This is a genomic window from Streptomyces sp. MAR4 CNX-425 (assembly GCF_048656465.1).
Lineage (GTDB): Bacteria > Actinomycetota > Actinomycetes > Streptomycetales > Streptomycetaceae > Streptomyces.
Genome location: NZ_JBMDLF010000003.1, coordinates 679,865 through 698,125 on the forward strand (window position 1 = coordinate 679,865; position 18,261 = coordinate 698,125).

General features: G+C 73.5%; 19 protein-coding genes. 14 read left to right on the forward strand and 5 right to left on the reverse strand.

The window, feature by feature from the left end:
* Window positions 1-8: 8 nt before the first annotated feature.
* The 3 genes from ACHZ99_RS12745 to ACHZ99_RS12755 all read right to left on the reverse strand — a co-directional run bounded on the left by ACHZ99_RS12745 (window position 9) and on the right by ACHZ99_RS12755 (window position 1,903).
* Window positions 9-956 carry an AraC family transcriptional regulator gene (locus tag ACHZ99_RS12745; protein ID WP_420304586.1) on the reverse strand — a complete coding sequence of 316 codons (948 nt, stop codon included), beginning with the start codon at window positions 954-956 and terminating at the stop codon, window positions 9-11.
* A gap of 14 nt (window positions 957-970) precedes the next feature.
* Entirely contained in the window at window positions 971-1,285 is a 315-nt protein-coding gene (locus ACHZ99_RS12750) for a hypothetical protein (protein ID WP_420304587.1), read from the reverse strand.
* 237 nt (window positions 1,286-1,522) lie between these two features.
* Complete coding sequence (locus ACHZ99_RS12755; protein WP_420304588.1) at window positions 1,523-1,903, reverse strand: ATP-binding protein; 381 nt, start codon at window positions 1,901-1,903, stop codon at window positions 1,523-1,525.
* A 160-nt stretch (window positions 1,904-2,063) separates the two neighbouring features.
* On the opposite strand from ACHZ99_RS12755, the gene ACHZ99_RS12760 reads away from it, so the two are divergent.
* From ACHZ99_RS12760 to ACHZ99_RS12780, 5 genes are all read left to right on the forward strand, one after another.
* The gene (locus tag ACHZ99_RS12760; protein WP_420304589.1) at window positions 2,064-2,894 is read left to right on the forward strand and encodes a helix-turn-helix domain-containing protein; all 831 of its coding nucleotides are present in this window, start codon (window positions 2,064-2,066) and stop codon (window positions 2,892-2,894) included.
* Between the two features lie 71 nt (window positions 2,895-2,965).
* Window positions 2,966-3,157 (forward strand): DUF397 domain-containing protein, encoded by a 192-nt coding sequence (locus ACHZ99_RS12765; protein WP_420304706.1) that lies wholly within the window; start codon window positions 2,966-2,968, stop codon window positions 3,155-3,157.
* Window positions 3,158-3,319: 162 nt separating this feature from the next.
* Window positions 3,320-3,910 (forward strand): Uma2 family endonuclease, encoded by a 591-nt coding sequence (locus ACHZ99_RS12770; RefSeq protein ID WP_420304590.1) that lies wholly within the window; start codon window positions 3,320-3,322, stop codon window positions 3,908-3,910.
* A gap of 83 nt (window positions 3,911-3,993) precedes the next feature.
* Entirely contained in the window at window positions 3,994-4,623 is a 630-nt protein-coding gene (locus ACHZ99_RS12775) for a hypothetical protein (protein WP_420304591.1), read from the forward strand.
* A gap of 56 nt (window positions 4,624-4,679) precedes the next feature.
* Window positions 4,680-5,129 carry a GNAT family N-acetyltransferase gene (locus ACHZ99_RS12780; RefSeq protein WP_420304592.1) on the forward strand — a complete coding sequence of 150 codons (450 nt, stop codon included), beginning with the start codon at window positions 4,680-4,682 and terminating at the stop codon, window positions 5,127-5,129.
* A 22-nt stretch (window positions 5,130-5,151) separates the two neighbouring features.
* Here ACHZ99_RS12780 and ACHZ99_RS12785 read toward each other — a convergent pair whose 3' ends face one another.
* Window positions 5,152-5,832 carry a hypothetical protein gene (locus ACHZ99_RS12785; protein ID WP_420304593.1) on the reverse strand — a complete coding sequence of 227 codons (681 nt, stop codon included), beginning with the start codon at window positions 5,830-5,832 and terminating at the stop codon, window positions 5,152-5,154.
* 158 nt (window positions 5,833-5,990) lie between these two features.
* On the opposite strand from ACHZ99_RS12785, the gene ACHZ99_RS12790 reads away from it, so the two are divergent.
* The 6 genes from ACHZ99_RS12790 to ACHZ99_RS12815 all read left to right on the forward strand — a co-directional run bounded on the left by ACHZ99_RS12790 (window position 5,991) and on the right by ACHZ99_RS12815 (window position 13,788).
* Complete coding sequence (locus tag ACHZ99_RS12790) at window positions 5,991-7,181, forward strand: hypothetical protein (protein ID WP_420304594.1); 1,191 nt, start codon at window positions 5,991-5,993, stop codon at window positions 7,179-7,181.
* A 565-nt stretch (window positions 7,182-7,746) separates the two neighbouring features.
* A complete protein-coding gene (locus ACHZ99_RS12795) occupies window positions 7,747-9,336 on the forward strand; it encodes an ABC transporter substrate-binding protein (protein WP_420304595.1) in 1,590 nt (529 codons plus the stop codon).
* On the forward strand, window positions 9,333-10,277 hold the full coding sequence (locus ACHZ99_RS12800; RefSeq protein WP_420304596.1) for an ABC transporter permease: 945 nt from the start codon (window positions 9,333-9,335) through the stop codon (window positions 10,275-10,277). The genes ACHZ99_RS12795 and ACHZ99_RS12800 overlap by 4 nt, the downstream gene beginning before the upstream one ends.
* A gap of 1 nt (window position 10,278) precedes the next feature.
* Window positions 10,279-11,169 carry an ABC transporter permease gene (locus ACHZ99_RS12805; RefSeq protein ID WP_420304597.1) on the forward strand — a complete coding sequence of 297 codons (891 nt, stop codon included), beginning with the start codon at window positions 10,279-10,281 and terminating at the stop codon, window positions 11,167-11,169.
* 55 nt (window positions 11,170-11,224) lie between these two features.
* A complete protein-coding gene (locus ACHZ99_RS12810; protein ID WP_420304598.1) occupies window positions 11,225-12,049 on the forward strand; it encodes a creatininase family protein in 825 nt (274 codons plus the stop codon).
* Complete coding sequence (locus ACHZ99_RS12815; RefSeq protein ID WP_420304599.1) at window positions 12,046-13,788, forward strand: ABC transporter ATP-binding protein; 1,743 nt, start codon at window positions 12,046-12,048, stop codon at window positions 13,786-13,788. Before ACHZ99_RS12810 ends, ACHZ99_RS12815 begins: the two co-directional genes overlap by 4 nt.
* A gap of 68 nt (window positions 13,789-13,856) precedes the next feature.
* Here ACHZ99_RS12815 and ACHZ99_RS12820 read toward each other — a convergent pair whose 3' ends face one another.
* Entirely contained in the window at window positions 13,857-14,534 is a 678-nt protein-coding gene (locus ACHZ99_RS12820) for a GntR family transcriptional regulator (RefSeq protein WP_420304600.1), read from the reverse strand.
* A gap of 67 nt (window positions 14,535-14,601) precedes the next feature.
* Here ACHZ99_RS12820 and ACHZ99_RS12825 point away from each other — a divergent pair, with 67 nt between their 5' ends.
* From ACHZ99_RS12825 to ACHZ99_RS12835, 3 genes are all read left to right on the forward strand, one after another.
* Entirely contained in the window at window positions 14,602-15,354 is a 753-nt protein-coding gene (locus ACHZ99_RS12825) for an HpcH/HpaI aldolase family protein (protein WP_420304601.1), read from the forward strand.
* A 572-nt stretch (window positions 15,355-15,926) separates the two neighbouring features.
* The gene (locus ACHZ99_RS12830; protein WP_420304602.1) at window positions 15,927-16,724 is read left to right on the forward strand and encodes a carbon-nitrogen hydrolase family protein; all 798 of its coding nucleotides are present in this window, start codon (window positions 15,927-15,929) and stop codon (window positions 16,722-16,724) included.
* 292 nt (window positions 16,725-17,016) lie between these two features.
* Complete coding sequence (locus ACHZ99_RS12835) at window positions 17,017-18,216, forward strand: acyl-CoA dehydrogenase family protein (RefSeq protein ID WP_420304603.1); 1,200 nt, start codon at window positions 17,017-17,019, stop codon at window positions 18,214-18,216.
* The last annotated feature ends 45 nt before the right edge of the window (window positions 18,217-18,261 follow it).

Sequence of the window (18,261 nt, forward strand, 5' to 3'; positions counted from 1 at the left end):
GCGGGACGCTAGCGGCGGGCGGGCGCGGCGTATTGAAGATTTGCGCACAGGGCGGCGGGGGTGAGGCCGGTCAGCTCCCGCACGTCGCGGGTGAAGTGCGGCTGGTCGGCGTAGCCGCAGACGGCGGCGGTGCGGGCGAGGTCGTACGGGGCGGGGTGGCCGGGGGCGTAGGCGGGCCCGGAACGCACCGGGTCGGCGGGCCCGTACGGCGGCGGGTCGGTCGGCCCGTACGGAAGCGTGGCGGCGAGGCGGCCGACCGCGTGCTGGAGGCGGGCGATACGGGCCACGCGCCCCGGCGACAGGCCGATCTCCCGCTGGAACCGCAGCTCCAGGTACCGCCGGCTGACCCCCAGCCGCTCCGCCAGCACCGGCACCGCGATCCGGGGCCCGGGGCGCTGCAACCGCCGCCAGGCCCGCGCCACCACCCCGTCCGGCGCCACCCCGGCCGCGGCCGCCGGGGTGGCGACAGCGGCGCCCCGGCCGCCGAGCGCCGCCGCCAGCCACGCCCCGACCCGCTCCGCCACCACCGCCAGCCGCGCCGCCATCTCCCGCTCCGCCGCCAGCCGCTCGGCCAGCTCCGCCTCCCGCCGCCGCCCCAGCACGTCCGCCAGCTGCACCGTCGCGCCGGCGAACTCCCGCGCCGGGGCGCCCAGCAGCGCCGCGGTCCCCGCGGGGGTGAGCCCGACGGTGACGCCCTCGCGCCACCGCTCCGTGGCGTGGATGCCGTAGCCGGCGCGGGCCCCGGTGACGAGCCGGTCGGCGCCGGTAACGTCGACGACGAGCACCGTGACGTTGACCGGCAGCAGCCGGTGCCGCACGGCCGCCCCGCCGCCCGCGCGGAACGCCGACCACCCGACGACGTACGGCGCCAGCGCGGCCGGGGGCGGCCACGCCGCGGACTCGCACGGCGCGGGCTGCGGCTGCGCCGGGATGGAGTGGAGGCCGACCATCGCCATGCGATCCGCCCGCGTCAGCGCGTGCTCGTGGTGAGGTGCGGGAGTTGCCGTGCGGGGTGTGCGGGGCTGCCGTCCGGGGCGCTGCACATCGGGATGCGGTGTCCGGAGGCGTCGCCCAGGGCCTCGATCACCGAGGGGGACGTCTGGTGGTTCTGCCCCGGCTCCGGCCGGGTGCAGTACGTGACGCGCACGCCGCGCGGCCGGGCGGGTTCCCCGCGCCGCAGCCCCGGCACCCGGCAGGCGCGGTACGAGGGGAGGCCCACGTCCGCGGGTGCGCACCCACCGCGGCGGGTGCGCGGGAAGTCGCCGAGTGCGGTGCCGTCGCGCATGCGCCCATTGTGCCCGCACCGCCGGACAGGTACCTGCCCCGGCGAGTGCCGGGCAGCGCCCGGCCACCGCTGTGGCGGGCGGTGTCGGGGTGGACGGCCGTGCGTGACGGGGCGGCGGCGACGGGCCGCCGGTGTCGGGGGCGGCCGGGGCCGGTGGGCGGCCCGGCACCGCCCCGGCCCCCCGGCCCGGATCGCCCACGGTCCTCGGTCACCCCGGACGTAGGCCACCACCGACCCCTATCGCTTGAACGTCGCCCAGACGACCTTGCCGGGGCCGGTGCGGTCGGCGGTGCCCCACTCGTCGGCGAGTGCGTCGACGAGGTGCAGGCCACGGCCGTGGTCGTCCGTGGCGGCGGGGTGGCGCAGGTGCGGGGGTGCGGCGCTGGCGTCGTGGACCTCGACGCGTACGGCGTCGTCCTCGACGGTGACCTGCACGCGGAACTGGCGGCCCCGGGGCGTGCCGTGCACCAGGGCGTTGGTCACCAGCTCGGAGACGCACACGCGGATGTCGTCGACGCGGTCGGCATGGCCGGCGGCGCCTGCGCGGGACACGACGAAGTCACGTGCGTGACCGACCGAGCGGGCACTCCGGGCGAACTGGCGCGCGTACGTGGTCATGGTTCCTGCCTCGTTCCGGGTGCTGCTGAGCTGTCGTTCCGGTCCGTCCCTCGTCCGGGTCGGATGATTACGCTGTGTACCCCCAGCATCACCGGGGTGACGTACGCTCACCAGGCCGAATCGCTTTCCAAACCCGCTGGAAATCGGGGGTGTTGCACGCATGACCGAACCGTCACCCGAACTGAACGGTGAGCCCGCGAACGGCCTTCACTGGTTCGGCCGCGAGGTAGAAGCGGCCCTGGCCCACAAAGGTGCCAACCAGCGTCAACTGGCCGACGCGACGGGCTACAAGGAGCCGTACGTGTCCAAGGTGAAGAACGGGAAGGCACTGCCGTCGATGCACTTCGCCAAGGGGTGTGACCGGTTCTTCGATACGTCCGGCTACTTCGCCCGCCTGCTGGTCCGGGTGAGCGAGCGCGGGCATCCCGGCTGGTTCGTGCCGTACACCAACCTGGAAAAGCAGGCCAAAAGAATTGAGAACTACTCCAACTCGCTGATCATGGGCATGCTACAGACGTCGGACTACGCGGAGGCGACGTTCAGGGCCACGCACCCACGGGAGACCGACGACCAGATCGAGGCCAGGGTCGAGGCCAGGCTGGCCCGTCGTGAGGTGATGGAGCGCGACGTGCCGCCCTTGCTGTGGGTGATCCTGCACGAAGCGACGCTGCGCACCGAGGTGGGCGGCCGGGCCGTCATGGCCGACCAGCTGCGCCACCTTGCCTCGGAGGCGGGAAACCCCCACATCACGCTTCAAGTTCTGCGCTCCCGGGCCGGGGCTCCCGCGTCGTCCCTGCCGTTTATCCTGCTAACGCCAGACGAAGGGGCAACTGTCCTGTACTCGGAGAGCAGGGGGCAGGGGCACGTGACGGACTCCGCCGCGGCGGTGGACGACGCGCGCACGGCGTACGAGCGTCTGCGCGCGTCCGCTCGCGACCCCGACGAGTCCCTGGCTCTCATTCGAGAGATCGCGGAGGAGTACACCAGATGAGCATCACGTACGGCCCCCGGCCCCTGCGGTGGGTCAAGAGCACGTACAGCGGCGGCGAAGGCGGCCAGTGCATTGAGATTGCGTGGGTCAAGAGCACCTACAGCGGTGGCGAGGGCGGTGAGTGCATCGAGTGGGCGCCGGAACACGCGGCGGCCACCGGCGAGTTCCTGGTCCGCGACAGCAAGGACCCGCACGGCCCCCACCTCACCCTGACCCGCGAGGCGTTCGTCGGCCTCGTCGAGTTCGCCAAGCGCCACGGCTGACCCGCACCCCCGCTGAACCCGAGTCACGGCCCCCGCCACGCGGCGGGGGCCGTGACGTACGGCCGCCGCCGGCGATCACCCAATGGAGTGACTCGTCACGTAATGTGACACACCCGCGCCCGGGACGGGCGAAGCTGGCGCCCGACTGGAAAGGAGGGCACCATGACGGTTATGGCCGAACGCACCACGTCTCACATGCTGGCGGAGGAGTTCGAGCAGATCGCCTCAACCGCACCCGAGACCGTCACGTTGGAGTTCCTCAACGGACGGATCGAGGAGAAGCGCGTGCCGGACGGAGACCACGACGAGATCATCAGGTGGCTGCTGAGGCGCTGCATGCAGTATCGCCCGGATCTCTTTCTCTATTCGAGCGGGCGCGGGCTGAAGGTCGAGGAGTACCGCAAAGGACGCGCCCGCCCTGACGGAGTCCTGGCGCCGGACGGGCACTTCGCCGGCTACGGCGAGTGGTCAGACTCCGACGGCGTGCTGATGGCCGTCGAGGTCACCTCGTACGACGGGGACACCGACCGTCGTGACCGGCAGGACAAGCCGGGTGCCTACGCGGCGGTCGGCATCCCCGTCTACCTCCTGGTGGACCGCGAGGCCGGCACCGTCGTCGTGCACACCAACCCCGACGCCGAGCGCGGGTGCTATCTGGACACCCACCGCGCTCCCTTCGGCGAGGAGGTCACTCTCCCCGACCCGGTGGGCATCACCCTCGACACGGACATCCTGAAGAACTACGTCGGCTGACAGCCCGGATGTGACCTCCGCAGCAGCGCGACTCGTGGCGGTAGGTCAGAATCGCCCCGGGGGACTGAAGCCAAGGGGGCGTCATGAAGGTTGCCGGGGTGCGTCGCGGGGTGGTCGGGGTGGCCGCCTGCTGTCTGGGCGTGGTCGTCTTGGCGGGGTGCGGGGAGGAGCGGGCCGGCGGTTCGGGGGCGCCGTCCGGCAGTGCCTCGCCGTCGACGGCCGAGGAGTACGCCGAGGCTGCCCGTACGAAGCACGACCGGGCGTGGCCGGGCGTCGCGGAGAAGTGCCGGGGCGTACCGGCGGAGCCCGGGGTCGGGGCGAGCCCGAGCGTGAGTGAGCGGGCGGCCGACGAGCCGCTGCCCGAGAATCCCAAGTACGCCGAGAACCACGCCTACAAGCAGACCACCGATGTCTCCCCCGACGAGCTGTGCCGCGGCGAGGCTCACGCCGCGCTCATCTCCGCCGCCCTCGACGGCGCCGACCCCGCCGACCTCAAGGACGAGAAGCGGATCCGGCTCGTCCTCGAAGACCTCGGCTACGACCCCGGCACCGTCACAGCACAGCAGGCCGGGGCGTCCGCCGTGGCGTGGGACGTGATGGTCGCCGGGGCCGGGCCGTGTATCAGCGGCAACACCGGCTGGCCCGGTGAGATCGACGTACACGGCGTCTACATGGAGGGCACCGGCTGTACCGAGCCCGCCGGCGGGCACTGACGGACGGCCCCGGTGCGCGTTTGACGCGCGGGGCTTCCGCACGGTTGGCTGCTGACGTGTCCGATCTTCGCTTCGCGCAGGCCGTCGACGGCGCCGCGCTCCGGGACTGGCGGCACGTCCACAACGTCACCATCCCCACGCACCACCTCTCCCTCGACGACGTACGCGACCGCGCCGGACGCCACCACTTGGAGGTCGCCCACCTCGGCGACGTCCTCGTCGGCTCCAGCACCGTCCGGCCGCCCGAGGACGGGGACGGCACCCGCACCGCCACCGTCATCGCCCGCGTCCTCGCGGACCACCGCGGCCGGGGCATCGGCGGGGAGCTGTACGCGCGCGGGCTGTTCAAGGCGTGGGAGCTGGGCGCGGAGCAGATCGCGACGGTGGTGCTGGCGGCCAATGACAGCGGGCTGCGGTTCGCGCGCAACAACGGCTTCGTCGAGACCGAGCGCTACGTGCTGCCTGGCGAGACCGTTCCCTGGATCGACATGAAGCTGGCGCCCTGAGCCCTGCGCGGATCCCCGCCGCTCACCGCCGGGAGCGCAGGTGCGCCCGGACGTCGGCCGCCGCGCACCCCAGCACGCACAGCGTCCACACTCCCGTGCCGCCGGACACCAGCACGGCGCTCACGCCCGTCTCGTTGGTGCGCCACTCCAGCTCCGTCGCCGGGGTGATGCCCCAGGAGCCCCAGCCGGCCGAGGGGTCATAGACCACCGCGACCTGCTCGCCGACTTCCTGTCCGCTCTCGGTGGTCATCATCCCGGGTGCGTGGTCGTCGGCGCATGTCAGCTCGTGGTCGTAATGGAGGACCATGCCGTCGTGAAGGTCGGCGATGGGCTGACTCTGGGGGCCCATCAGGAAGGGCATCTCCCACCGCTTCTCGACGGCGAGCACCGTGCACGTGGTCCCGGTCCCCTGCCAGCGCAGCGTCCAGTTGCCGATGCCGAAGTAGGCGCCGACGTACGTGAGCAGCAGTGCTTGGAACCCCAGTACCAAGACCAGCAAGCGGCCGTCGGTATCCCCGCCCGCCGCAAGCCAGAGCAGCACGATGGCGATCACCAGCATCACGACGGTGGCGAGGAGAGGGAGCAGGAGGAGCGCGAAGGTGGACCGCGCGACGGTGCGGTAGAGCAGGGTGACGGCCCACGCGTGGGCGACGCATATGAGCGGCGTGATCAGGAGGCCGGTGCGGGCGGCTCCGCGCGCCACCCATCCTCGCTCGCCGGTCCGCTCCGCCTCGGCCACGGGGATCGCCCCTCCCACCCGCCCTGCGTGACATGTCCGCAGCACTGAACCTACCCACGGGCCCGGGGAGGGGTCCCGCTGTCCGTGCCCCGTTGTCAGTGGTGGCGGGCAGACTTGGCGGCATGCACACGGTGTACAGGGGCGAGCTTCGCGTCGGCTTCATGCAGTTCTCCGTGGACAGCCGGCCCGACCCGCTCGGGCGGAAGGCGTGGGACCCCCGCGCGGGGCAGCGCAACGGGCTGTGCGGGGCGGCCGTGCCGGGGCATCTGCTGCTGACCACCGGGACGCACACCGGCCGGGTCGGGCTCACCGTCGAGGTGCACGAGGCGGAGCCGCCGGTCGGGAAGCGCTGGGAGGAGGTCGTCGAGGTCTCGTTCCGGCCCGCCTCGCCGCGGATGTCGCTGTTCCCGTGGGGTGACGGGGAGCTGTGCGCCGCGGAGCTGGCGGAGACCGACCACCGCGTGCGGTACTGCGCGCGCGGGATGGACGCCGCGGCGGACGCGGAGGCGGCCGACGTCGAGGACGACCTGTCCGGCGCGAACCAGGACCAGGACCACGACCAGGACCACCACCCGGCCGCCGACCCGAAGGCGGCCCTCGCCGACGTCGCCCCGCCCGCCGACCACTATCTGCTGCAATTCTGGCCCGCCCCGCCCGCCCCGGAACGGATCGTCCGCGAGACGTCCCGGCGCGCGGCGTACTGGCACCGTGTCGCCCGCAAGCTCCCCGCGCCGCCCACGCCCGGGAACCTGGCCGCCGCCGAGCGCCGCGAGCGGGAGGCGAAGGAGCGCGAACACGAGGGGGCCCACGGGTGGGCCGAGCGGCAGCGGTGGGGTGGGCGGATACCCGGCGCGCGGGTCCGCGCCGTCGGGGGCAACGTGTTGATGATGGTCGAGCTGGACCGCGACCTGATCGACGAGGTCGACGCCGTGGGCCCCCGCGCGCAGCGGGACCTGGCCCGCTGGGTGGCGCGGCGGGCGCTGACCGCCGCCGGGCTGGACCGTATCGGCTGGATAGCCGCCGGGCTGGACGCCGTGGAGCGGGGGGAGGACCTGCCGGCGCCGCTGGACGACCACGGGCGGGCGTTCCGGCGGCTCTTCGCGGACCCGGAGGTGCCGGAGACCGTCGTGGACTCCACGGACGGCCTGCGGGACAACGTGCTGCAACAGGCCATGGCGCTCCCCGCGCTCCTCGCCGCCGCGGACACCGACCCGCTCCGGGCCGCCCTGGACGCGCTGTCGCACGCCGCCGTGACCTGGGGCAGCACGTACCCGGACCTGTTCGCCGAGGTACGCGCCAGGCTGGCCCACTGAGGCCACGGGCCCGGCCCGGCCCCCCGAGCCGGGCCCCCGAGCCCCGCCCGAGCCCCGCCCGAGTCTGCCGTGGCCCCGAGCCAGGCGGCCCCGAGCCACGCAGTCCCGGCCCACGCGCTCTGGGCCACGCGGCCCCGCCCACGCAGTCCCAGCCCACGCAGCCCCGGCCCACGCGCTCCCGGCCCACGCGCTCTGGGCCACGCGGTCCCAGCCCACGCAGTCCCAGCCCATGCAGCCCCAGCCCATGCAGTCCCGAGCCACGCAGCCCCGAGCCAGACAGTTCCCCTCCCACCGACACCGCGGGCCGACACCCACCCACCGGCCCCCGCCCCCCGACACCCCCCGGCACCCGCCCACCCGCCGGTCCCCCGCCGCCCCGTCCCACCCCACCCCGCCCCCGGCGCGGACCGCACCGCCCCTGACCACCGCTTCTCATCCGGAATCAAGCTCTGCACACCCGTTGACCCCCATGTGGACCCCGTGTATATCTGCCACATGCACGGTGGATCCACCGCCGGTACGGCTCGTACGGCTCGTCCCCCAGCCCCGATGTGTGGAGAGGTCAATGGCACCCATCAGCAGGCGTCACCTGCTCGCCGCCGGCGGCGGCGCGCTGGGCAGCGCGGCGCTGGCCGCATGCGGCAGTCCCGTCACCCTGCCGTCGTCCATGGAGGAGGTGACGCCCCGGCCCGGTCGGCCCAGCCGGGGCGGCGTGCTGTACTTCGGGCTCTCCACGGACCCGGCCAACTTCGACCCGCACGTCACCACCGGCTCCGCCTCCGACCTGCTGCGGCAGCTGACGTACAACGCCCTGCTCCAGTACGACGGCGACGGCGAGATCATCGGTGACCTCGCCGCCGAGTTCGGCTGGGCCGGCGACACCACGTACGAGGTGAAGTTGCGCCCCGGCGTTCGCTTCCACGACGGTACGCGGCTGACCGCGCAGGACGTCGCGTTCTCCTTCCGCCGCATGAAGGACGAGAAGACCGCGGCGACCACCGGCCCGCTTCTCGACCTGGTCGAGGAGGTCGAGGCCACCGGCGCCGACACGGTCGTCTTCCGCCTGCGGCAGGCGGACTCCACGATCCCCTTCGTCCTCGCCAACCCCACCGCGAACATCGTCTCGCAGCGCTGGATCGAGTCCGGCGCCGATCCCAAGACGCAGGTCATGGGCACCGGGCCGTTCCGGTTCGTCGAGCGCATCCCCGGGGTGAGCACCACCTTCGAGCGCTTCGACGAGTACTTCGAGCCCGAACTGCCGTATCTCAACGGCCTCGTCTTCCAGCCGATGAGCGACGACTACGCCCGTGTCACGGCCCTGCGCACCGCCACCGTCGACATGATCGACTACGTTCCCGCCACCCACGTCGACGTCATCGCCGAGAACCCGCGGCTGCGCTTCGCCTCCGACCGCAGCTTCGGCTTCGGCTTCGTCGGCTTCGTCACCAGCAAGCCGCCGTTCGACGACGTCCGCGTCCGCAAGGCCGTCGCGCTGGCCGTCAACCGGCCCTCCGTGCTGGAGACCGCGCTCCTCGGCCACGGCGAGCCCATCGACGGGGCTCTCATGCCGCCCGCCTTCGCCCGCTACTCCGGCTCCCTCGACAACACCCTCGGCTACGACCCCGAGCAGGCCCGCTTCCTGCTCAAGAAGGCCGGTCAGGAGGGGCTGACGCTGCCGGTCGTCACCACCAGCACGTATTCGGTCATCGCGCGCCCCGCCCAGGCGATGCTGCCCGGCATCCGCGCGGCCGGGGTGGACGTGCGGCTCACCCAGCAGGAGTGGCTGACCTTCCGGGCCAGCGTCGAGGCCCGGTCGTATCCGGTGCACTCCTGGGGCACGGCGCCGAAGTTCGGCGACCCCGCCTCCCTCAGCGACTTCCTCGGCAGCTCCGGCACGTTCACCAAGAACACCGACTTCCGGGACGACCGGCTCGACCGGCTCCTCGCCGAGGGCCGCCGCACCCGCGACCGCGCGCTGCGCGACGAGATCTACCGGGACGTCGAGGCGCGGGCGCTGGAGCTGGTGCCGATGACCTGGACCGTACGCCGCCAGCAGGGCGAGGCGCACTACGACTACGTCAAGGGCTACCGGCACCCGCCCAAGGGCTCGTGGACCGGAGTGACGCTGCGCCGCATATGGATGGAGGGGAAATGAGAAGGTTCCTCCTCACCAGGTTCGCGCAGGCGCTGCTGCAACTCTTCGCCGTCGGCAGCATCGTGTTCTTCCTCGTCCGCCTCATTCCCGGCGACCCGGCGCGCGCCGCGCTCGGCGAGGGCGCCACCGAGGAGCAGGTCGCGCAGACCCGCGAGACGATGCACCTGAACGACTCCTTCGTCAGCCAGTACTTCGGCTTCTGGGGCCGGCTCTTCCAGGGCGACCTCGGCACGTCGCTGATGAGCAGCCGGCCGGTGATGAAGGATCTGCCGGACCGGCTGGGCAACTCGCTGGAGCTGGTGCTGATCTCGCTGCTCATCGCCCTCACCCTCGGCGTGCTGCTCGGCCGGGTCGCGGCCACCCGCGCCGACAAGCCCGCCGACCACGCGCTCGTCGCCGGTTCGATCTTCGGGATCTCGCTGCCGGTGTTCGTCGTCGGCGCGCTGCTGCTGATGGTCTTCGCGTTCCTCGTGCCGGTGCTGCCGCCGCAGCGGTTCACGACGCCCTGGCAGGATCCGGTGAGCCACGTGCAGATCCTGATCCTGCCGGTGGTCACGCTCACCGCCGCCTCATGCGCGGTCATCACGCGGATGACGCGGTCGGCGATGCTGGAGACGCTCTCCGCGGACTACGTGCGCACCGCCCGCTCCAAGGGCCTCCCCGAGCAGCGGGTGATCAGGGACCACGCGCTGCGCACCGCGCTGCTGCCGGTGGCGTCCGCGACGACCGTCGAGCTGACCACGCTGATCGGCAGCACCGTGCTGGTGGAGACGATCTTCGGCTGGCCGGGGATGAGTTCGCTGCTGATGAGCGCGGTCGGGCAGCGCGACTACCCCGTCATCCAGGCCGTCGTGCTCGCCGTCGCGGCCATCGTCATCCTCGTCAACCTCGTCGGCGACCTGGTCGTACGAGCCCTCGACCCGCGGGCGGAGGAAGCCTGACATGCCGACCGTCGAACTCACCGCCCGGACAGCCCGGCCCGCCGCCGCCCCGCCCCGCCGCGGCGGCCGGCAGCTGCTGCGCGGCCTGGCGGGCAACCGCCGTACGTCCCTCGCCGGCGGCTTCCTGCTGCTGGTCTGCGCCGCGGCGCTGCTCGCCCCGCTGCTCGCGCCGCACGACTACCGCGACATCGCCGGCACCCCGCTCACCCAGGGCGGCGTCCTCGGCGTCGACGACTACGGGCGCGACGTGCTGTCCCGGCTGCTCATCGGGCTGCGTACGTCGCTCGCCGTCGCGCTGTCCGCGGTCCTCATCGCCGGGGCGATCGGCACGGCGCTGGGCCTGGTCGCCGGCTACGGCGGGCGCTGGGCATCGGGCGTCATCATGCGCGGGATCGACATCCTGCTCAGCTTCCCGCCGATCGTGCTGGCCATCGCCGTGGTGGCCGCGATGGGGCCGGAGCTGGTCAACGTCGTGCTGGTCATCGGCGTGCTGTACATCCCGCGGTTCACCAGGATCGTCTACAGCCAGGTGCTGGCGATCCGCGGCGTGGAGTACGTCGAGGCCGCCGAGATCATGGGCACCGGCCGCAGCACCATCCTGCTGCGCACGATCCTGCCGAACGTCGCCGCGCCGGTGATCGTGCAGCTCAGCCTGTCGGTGAGCTTCGCGATCCAGCTGGAGGCGGGGCTGAGCTTCCTCGGCCTCGGCGCCCAGCCGCCGCTGCCGTCGCTCGGCACGATGGTCGGCGCGGGCCGCGACTTCCTGGAGGTCCAGCCGACGCTGCTGATCTACCCGTCGGTCCTCATCGTCCTCATCGTGCTCGCGCTGAACGTCTTCGGCGACGGCCTGCGCGACCTGCTCGACCCGCGCCGCAGCGGCACCAAGTCGTGAGCCGTCCGCCGCGTACCGCCGCACCACCGCACCACAGCGAAAGGAACCGAACCCCATGGCCGTCTCCCTGCCCGACACCCACCGCCTCGGCGAGCTGTCCTGGACGCAGGTCAAGCAGCTGGCGGAGCAGGACCCGGTCGTCCTGCTGCCCATCGGCGCCATCGAGCAGCACGGGCCGCACCTGCCGGTCCACGAGGACTCGATCGTCGCCGAGTGGGTCGCCGACCGGCTCGCCCGCGAGCACGGCTACTGGGTCGCGCCCGCCCTCAACTACGGCCACTCCGGCGTCTTCCGCGGCTTCGCCGGGAACCTCTCGCTGAGCCAGGAGACGCTGCGCAACGTCACGTACGAGATCGTCGAGGCGCTCGTCGCGTCCGGCTTCCGGCGCATCGTCCTCGTCGACAACAACGGCGGCAACGTCGGCCCGGTGACCGGCGCCGCCCTCGACGCCCGCCGCGACTTCGGCGTCCTCGTCGGCCACCTCTACCCCTGGCAGCTCGGCTACGCCCTCATGCGCGACGTGTACGAGGACCCCGCCACCGCCTACGGGCACGGCGCCGAGCCGGAGCACTCGGCGATGCTGGCGATGTTCCCCGAGCAGGTGCAGAGCGAGCTGGCCGAGCCCGGCGGCCTCTCTTCCGCCGCCGGCTGGACGCCGACGAGCTACACCGAGGCGGCCATCCCCGGCCAGCCCGTACCCGGCACGGTGCTCTGGGACTTCTCCGAGATCAGCGCCACCGGCTGCACCGGCGACGTGAGCCTGGGCAGCGCCGAGACCGGCAAGGTGTGGATCGAGCGGGTGCTGGGCTTCTGCGCCGCGTACCTGGCGGAGTACGACCGCAACACCCGTACGCCCGAGACCGCGGCGGGGCCGCGGTGACCGGCGTGGACGAGAAGGAGAAGAGCCCCGGGCCGGTGCTGTGCGTCGAGCGGCTGTCGGTGGACTTCCGCGTCGCCGGCGAGTGGACCCCCGCCGTCCGGGATGTCAGCTTCACCGTCGGCCGCGGCGAGGTCGTCGCGCTGGTCGGCGAGTCCGGGTCCGGCAAGTCGGTCAGCTCGATGTCCGTCCTGGGCCTGGTCGCCGGCAGCGCCCGGCACCGCGGCAGCATCCGCTTCCACGACACCGAGCTGCTCGGCCTCGGCCACGAGGCGCTGCGTGCCGTACGCGGCAAGCGGATCGCGATGATCTTCCAGGAGCCGATGACGGCGCTCAACCCCGTCTACACGATCGGCCGGCAGATCGCCGAGGCCATCCGCTGCCACGAGAAGGTCTCCGCGGCCGCCGCCCGCGCCCGGGCCGTCGAACTGCTGACGAAGGTCGGCATCCCGGACCCGGAGCGCCGCGTGGACAGCTACCCGCACCAGCTCTCCGGCGGCCAGCGGCAGCGCGCGATGATCGCCATGGCGATCTCCGGCGACCCCGAGGTGATCATCGCCGACGAGCCGACCACCGCGCTCGACGTCACCGTGCAGGCCGAGATCCTGGAGCTGCTGCGCGGCCTGCGCCGCGACCTCGGCTCCGCGGTGCTGATCATCACGCACGACATGGGCGTGGTCGCCGACATCGCCGACCGGGTGGTGGTGATGAAGGAGGGCGAGGTCGTCGAGGAGGCGCCCGTGCGGCGGCTGTTCGCCGCGCCCGCGCACGAGTACACCCGCCGCCTGCTGGCCGCCGTGCCCAAGCCGCCTCCCCCGCCGGCTACGCCCTCATTGGCGGGGGTACCCCCACTCCCGGACGCGGCGGAGGCAGACGCGGCGGAGGCGGGCGCCGCGGTGACCGCGCCCGGGCCGGCGAAGGACACGGCGCTGCGGGTACGGGACCTGGAGGTCGAGTACCCCGGGCGGCTGGGCCGCAAGGGGTTCAAGGCCGTGCACGGCGTGAGCCTGACCATCGGCAGGGGCGAAGTCCTCGGCTTGGTCGGCGAGTCCGGCTCCGGCAAGTCCACCATCGGCCGGGCCGTCGTCGGGCTGGCCCGCGCGACCGCCGGGTCCGTCGAGGTCTGCGGCACCGACGTCACCGGCCTGTCCGGGCGCCGGCTGCGCGCCTTCCGGCCGACGTACTCGATGGTCTTCCAGGACCCCGGCGCCTCGCTCAACCCCCGCTGGTCGATTGGCGCCTCGATCGCCGCGCCGCTGCTGGTCCACCGCCGCGCCGACCGCGCCGCCGCGGACGCCCGGGTGGCCGAGCTGCTGGAGCAGGTGGAACTGCCGGCGGCGTGGGCGGGCCGGTTCCCGCACGAGCTGTCCGGCGGCCAGCGCCAGCGCGTCGGCATCGCCCGCGCGCTGGCGCTGGAGCCGGAGCTGCTGATCGCCGACGAGCCGACGTCCGCGCTGGACGTGTCCGTGCAGGCCACGGTGCTGCGGCTGTTCCGCGAGTTGCAGGACCGGCTCGGCTTCGCGTGCCTGTTCATCAGCCACGACCTCGGCGTCGTCGAACTCCTCGCGCACGAGGTGGCGGTGCTCCAGAACGGCCGGCTGGTGGAGCACGGTCCGGCGCGCGAGGTGCTGGCCCGGCCCCGTACCGAGTACACCAGGCGGCTCGTCGCCGCCGCGCCGGTGCCGGACCCGGCCCAGCAGGCGGAGCGCCGCCGGCTGTGGCGCGAGATGGCGGCGGCGTGAGGGCCGATGACGTGCGGAGCGGCGGGGTACGGGCCGGGGGCGTGCGGGGCGCCTCCGGCCGCGGCCGGTCACTGCAAGTGCGCGACGACCGTCTGGTCGGGGTTCAGATGCTGGCGGATCGTCCGGGACGCGGTCTCGACGTCGTACGCGCGGAGCGCGTCGAGCAGCGCCGCGTGCTCGCTCATGATGAGCGGCAGCCGCTCCGGGCGGATCGTTATCGCCGAGACCCCGATGCGCTGGTGCCGCGGCCGGAGGCTGCGGAACAGGTCGGTCAGCACGGTGTTGCCGGTGGCCTGGACGAAGCCGAAGTGGAACTGGAAGTCCAGCTTCCCGTGTTCGGCGATCGCCTCCCGGTCGCCGGCCCGGCAGCGCGCCAGCAGCGCCGCGTCGCCCATCTCCGCCAGCAGCCCGGCCTGCCGGGCGGGGATCTCCGGCCGCTTGTCGCACAAGGTGCGGAAGCCGTGGATCTCCAGCACCTGCCGCATCTCGTACGTCTCGGCCATCTCGGCCACGGTGACGCGCCGGACCTGCGCGCCGCGCCGCGGCAGCAGGTCGAGATACCCCTCGGCCGCCAGCCGGTGCAGCGCCTCACGCACCGGCGTCCGCGACACCCCCGCCGCCTCGGAAAGCACCTTCTCCTCCAGGAACGAGCCCTCCGGGTACCGCCCCAGCAGGACGGCCTCCCGGACCCACTCGTACGCCCGCGCCCGCGCCGTCACCGCACGGCCGCCCTCGTCGCCTGACACGCTCCCCGCCCTCTGTTCCCGTCCGTCATTGTGTATACGCAGTGTATACTACATTCGAAGGAGGCTCATGCTCCCGCGCACGACCGACCGCCGGCGCGCCTACGCCGCCTGGCTGTCCGACCCGGGTTTCGCCACCGCCGAGATCGTGGCGGCGACCGGGTACGGCGCCGTGGTGCTCGACATCGAGCACGGCGCCTTCGACCTCGCCGACCTGGAACGCTTCATCCCCTTCCTCCGCCGCCTCGGCCTCGACGTACTGGCCAAGGTCCTCGGCCCCGAACGCGGTCCCATCCAGCAGGCGCTGGACTTCGGCGCCGACGCCGTCGTCGTCCCGCACGTGGCGGGCGCCGCACACGCCGCCGAGGTCTGCGCGTACGGCAAGTTCCCGCCGCTCGGCGACCGCAGCTTCGCGGGCGGCCGGACCACGGGCTACGGAGGATTCGACGACGACTGGATCACCCGGCAGGACCGCGAGACCCGGGTCTACCCGATGATCGAGGACGCCGGGGCGTTCGACGAAATCGAGAAGATCCTCGAACTGCCCGTCGTCGACGGCGTGTTCGTCGGCCCCAGCGATCTGTCGATGCGCCGCGGACGCGGCGCGTACACCCGGAGCGAAGCGGACTTCGCCGACCTCGCCGCCGTCGCGGACGCCGCGCGGGCGGCCGGCAAGCCGTGGGTGCTGCCGGCGTGGTCCGTGGCGGAGAAGGCGTTCGCGCTCGCGCACGGGGCGGACCAACTGGTCCTGACCATGCAGCACGGGGCGCTGCGGGCGGGGTTCGGCGCCGCGGTCGCCGAGACCGACGCGCTGGCGGGGTAGCCCGGGGCTCGCGCCCCCGGACCCCCAGCACCGGCCCCGCCGGCCGCCCCCCCCACCGGGGGCTGCGCCCCCGGACCCCGGGGCCGTGCCCCGGGCCCCCTCGGGGGCTGCGCCCCCAAACCCCCGGGGCTATGGCCCCGGACCCCCTCCGGGGGGGACTACCCCCGGGGCTGCGCCCCAGGCCCCTCCCTGGGCTGCGCCCCGGACCCCTCCGGGGGCTGCGCCCCCGAACCCCCGGGGCCGCGTCCCCGGACCACTCCCCGGGGCTACGCCCGCAAACCCACCGGGGCTACGCCCAGATCCCTCCCGGGGCTACGGCCCCCAAACCCCCGGGGCCGCGCCCCCAGACCACTCCCGGGGCTACGCCCGCAAACCCACCGGGGCTACGCCCAGATCCCTCCCGGGGCTACGGCCCCCCGAACCCCCGGGGCCGCGTCCCCGGACCCGCTCCCGGGGTTACGGCCCCGACCCCCGCCGGGGGCCACACCTCCCGGCCCCACCGGGGCTGTCCCCCATCCCTCCCGGGACTGGGCGGGCTCCAGCCCTCCACTACACGAAAGGCACCACCACTCATGCTCGCCACCGTCGCGCAGTTCGCCGCCACCACCGACAAGGCCGCCAACCTCCAGGCCGCCGCCGACCTCGTCGCCACCGCCGCCGCGCGGGGCTCCGATCTCGTCGTCCTCCCCGAGAACGCCATGTACGCCGACCCCGATCCGCGCGCCGAGACCGCCGTCCACGCCGAGGCGGTCGACGGGCCGTTCGCCACCGCGGTCGCCGCCATGGCGAAGGCGCACGGCGTCGCGATCGTCGCCGGTATGACGGAGGCCCCGGCGGCGGCCGGCGGGGGGAAGCCCAGCAACACGGTCCTGGCCGTGGACCGCGGCGGTGAGCCGTTCGGCGTCTACCGCAAGGTCCACCTCTACGACGCCTTCGGCTACCGCGAGTCGGACCGCATCCAGCCGCAGCCCGCCGAGGCGCTGACCTTCGCTCTCGGCGGCCTCACCGTCGGCGTCATGACCTGCTACGACCTCCGCTTCCCGGAGATGGCCCGGTTCCTGGTCGACGCCGGCGCCGACGCCCTCGTGGTGCCCGCCGCCTGGGTTGCGGGTCCGGTCAAGGAGGACCACTGGACCACCCTGCTGCGGGCCCGGGCGATCGAGAACACCGCGTACGTCCTCGGCTGCGGGCAGACGGGGCCCACCTGGTGCGGGCAGAGCGCCGTCGTCGACCCCATGGGCCAGATCGCCGCCTCGGCGGGCGAGACGCCCGGGACGGCGTCCGCGGTCCTGGACGCCGCGCGGGTGGCGGAGGTGCGGGCGAAGAACCCGAGCCTCGCCAACCGCCGCTTCTCCGTGGCCTTCGGCTGACGGCTCCCCCCGCGGGCCCCCCGGCCGGTCGCTGCCGCCCGGCCGGGGGCCGTTTGGGGTGCGTTGGGGTTGGACGGCGCGTCCAGCGAAAGGGGCGTAACCGGCATACGAGGCGGGCGCGGAGCGCGACGACGCGCACACGGGGAGGTGAACGACCCGGAAGCGAGCGTTTCGGGGTACTGCGGCGAAGGCGATAAATCACCACCGTGGACAGAGGCCCACCCTGCCTCACGTCACCACAGGCCCACGCCGACCTGCTCACCCCACCTGCACGCGAGAAGGCGAGACTCAGATGGACGGTTACTTCCTCACGGAGCGTCATATACGGCTCAGGGAGGAGGTCCGCGCCTATGCGGAACGAGAGGTCCGCCCCCGGGTCCCGGGAATGGAGGAGTCGCGGAGCGTGCAGTACGAGCTGTCCCGCGACATCGCCCGGCAGGGCTGGCTCGGCGTCACCGTGGAGGCCGAGTACGGCGGGATGGAGCTCGGCCACCTCGCCAAAACGATCGTGATCGAGGAGCTTTCGCGGGTGAGCGCCGCCATGGGCGCGATGGTGCAGGCGTCGCAGCTCGGCGTGGCGAAGATCGTGCACTTCGGCAGCGCCGTGCAGAAGAAGACGTGGCTGCCGCTGGTCTGCGCCGGTGTCTGCATGCCGACCATAGCCGTCACCGAGCCCACTTCCGGCAGCCACGTGCTCGGGATGTCGGCGCACGCGGAGCGGGTCGGGGACGAGTACGTGGTCAACGGCCGCAAGGTGTACGTCGGCAACAGCCACGTCGGCGATCTCCACGGCGTCGTCGTCCGCACCGGGGCGGGCTCCAAGGGCCTGTCGGCGCTGCTCGTGGAGGCCGACCGCCCCGGCTGCACGCTGGGCCCGCACCGGCCCGCCATGGGGCTGCACGGCTTCAGCTTCGGCGAGGTGGTCTTCGACAACTGCCGGGTGCCCGCGGCGAACCTGCTGGGGCGGGAGGGCGACGGGCTGTCGGTCGCGTACTCGTCGAGCATCCTGTACGGCAGGCCGAACCTCACCGCCGTCGCGCTCGGCATCCACCAGGCGCTCGTCGAGGAGACCACCTCCTTTGCCGCGCGGCAGATCCGCTACGGGCGGCCGCTGGCGGAGCTGGGCACGGTCAAGCAGCGGCTCGGGGAGATGCAGTCGCGGCTGATGACCGCCCGGCTGGCCGCGTACCACGCGACGCACCTGCTGGACCGCGGGCTGCCGTGCGACGCCGAGTTGCAGAACGCCAAGCTGGTCAACGTCGAGTCCGCGCTCGACTCGGCGCGGACGGCGATGGAGGTGCACGGCGCGTGCGGCCTCTACCCGGAGATGGCGGTGGAGCGGTATCTGCGCGACGCGTACCACGTGTTACCGCCGGCCGGCACCTCCGACGTACAGCGGCTGCGGCTGGCGGAGGTGGCGCTCGGCGCGGACCACGAGCCGTGGTCGGCCCGCCTCGCGCCGCACGCGATGGCGTCCCACCAGGGCATGTAGCGGGCCGCGGGCGCCGAGGGGCCGGGGGCGGGCACGCCCCCGGAC

Excerpts from the sequence above, each read along its gene's own strand:
- ACHZ99_RS12745 (WP_420304586.1), bottom strand. The coding sequence starts at position 956 with ATGGCGATGGTCGGCCTCCACTCCATCCCGGCGCAGCCGCAGCCCGCG.
- ACHZ99_RS12750 (WP_420304587.1), bottom strand. The coding sequence starts at position 1,285 with ATGCGCGACGGCACCGCACTCGGCGACTTCCCGCGCACCCGCCGCGGT.
- ACHZ99_RS12755 (WP_420304588.1), bottom strand. The coding sequence starts at position 1,903 with ATGACCACGTACGCGCGCCAGTTCGCCCGGAGTGCCCGCTCGGTCGGT.
- ACHZ99_RS12760 (WP_420304589.1), top strand. The coding sequence starts at position 2,064 with ATGACCGAACCGTCACCCGAACTGAACGGTGAGCCCGCGAACGGCCTT.
- ACHZ99_RS12770 (WP_420304590.1), top strand. The coding sequence starts at position 3,320 with ATGACGGTTATGGCCGAACGCACCACGTCTCACATGCTGGCGGAGGAG.
- ACHZ99_RS12775 (WP_420304591.1), top strand. The coding sequence starts at position 3,994 with ATGAAGGTTGCCGGGGTGCGTCGCGGGGTGGTCGGGGTGGCCGCCTGC.
- ACHZ99_RS12790 (WP_420304594.1), top strand. The coding sequence starts at position 5,991 with ATGCACACGGTGTACAGGGGCGAGCTTCGCGTCGGCTTCATGCAGTTC.
- ACHZ99_RS12795 (WP_420304595.1), top strand. The coding sequence starts at position 7,747 with ATGGCACCCATCAGCAGGCGTCACCTGCTCGCCGCCGGCGGCGGCGCG.
- ACHZ99_RS12800 (WP_420304596.1), top strand. The coding sequence starts at position 9,333 with ATGAGAAGGTTCCTCCTCACCAGGTTCGCGCAGGCGCTGCTGCAACTC.
- ACHZ99_RS12805 (WP_420304597.1), top strand. The coding sequence starts at position 10,279 with ATGCCGACCGTCGAACTCACCGCCCGGACAGCCCGGCCCGCCGCCGCC.
- ACHZ99_RS12810 (WP_420304598.1), top strand. The coding sequence starts at position 11,225 with ATGGCCGTCTCCCTGCCCGACACCCACCGCCTCGGCGAGCTGTCCTGG.
- ACHZ99_RS12825 (WP_420304601.1), top strand. The coding sequence starts at position 14,602 with ATGCTCCCGCGCACGACCGACCGCCGGCGCGCCTACGCCGCCTGGCTG.
- ACHZ99_RS12830 (WP_420304602.1), top strand. The coding sequence starts at position 15,927 with ATGCTCGCCACCGTCGCGCAGTTCGCCGCCACCACCGACAAGGCCGCC.
- ACHZ99_RS12835 (WP_420304603.1), top strand. The coding sequence starts at position 17,017 with ATGGACGGTTACTTCCTCACGGAGCGTCATATACGGCTCAGGGAGGAG.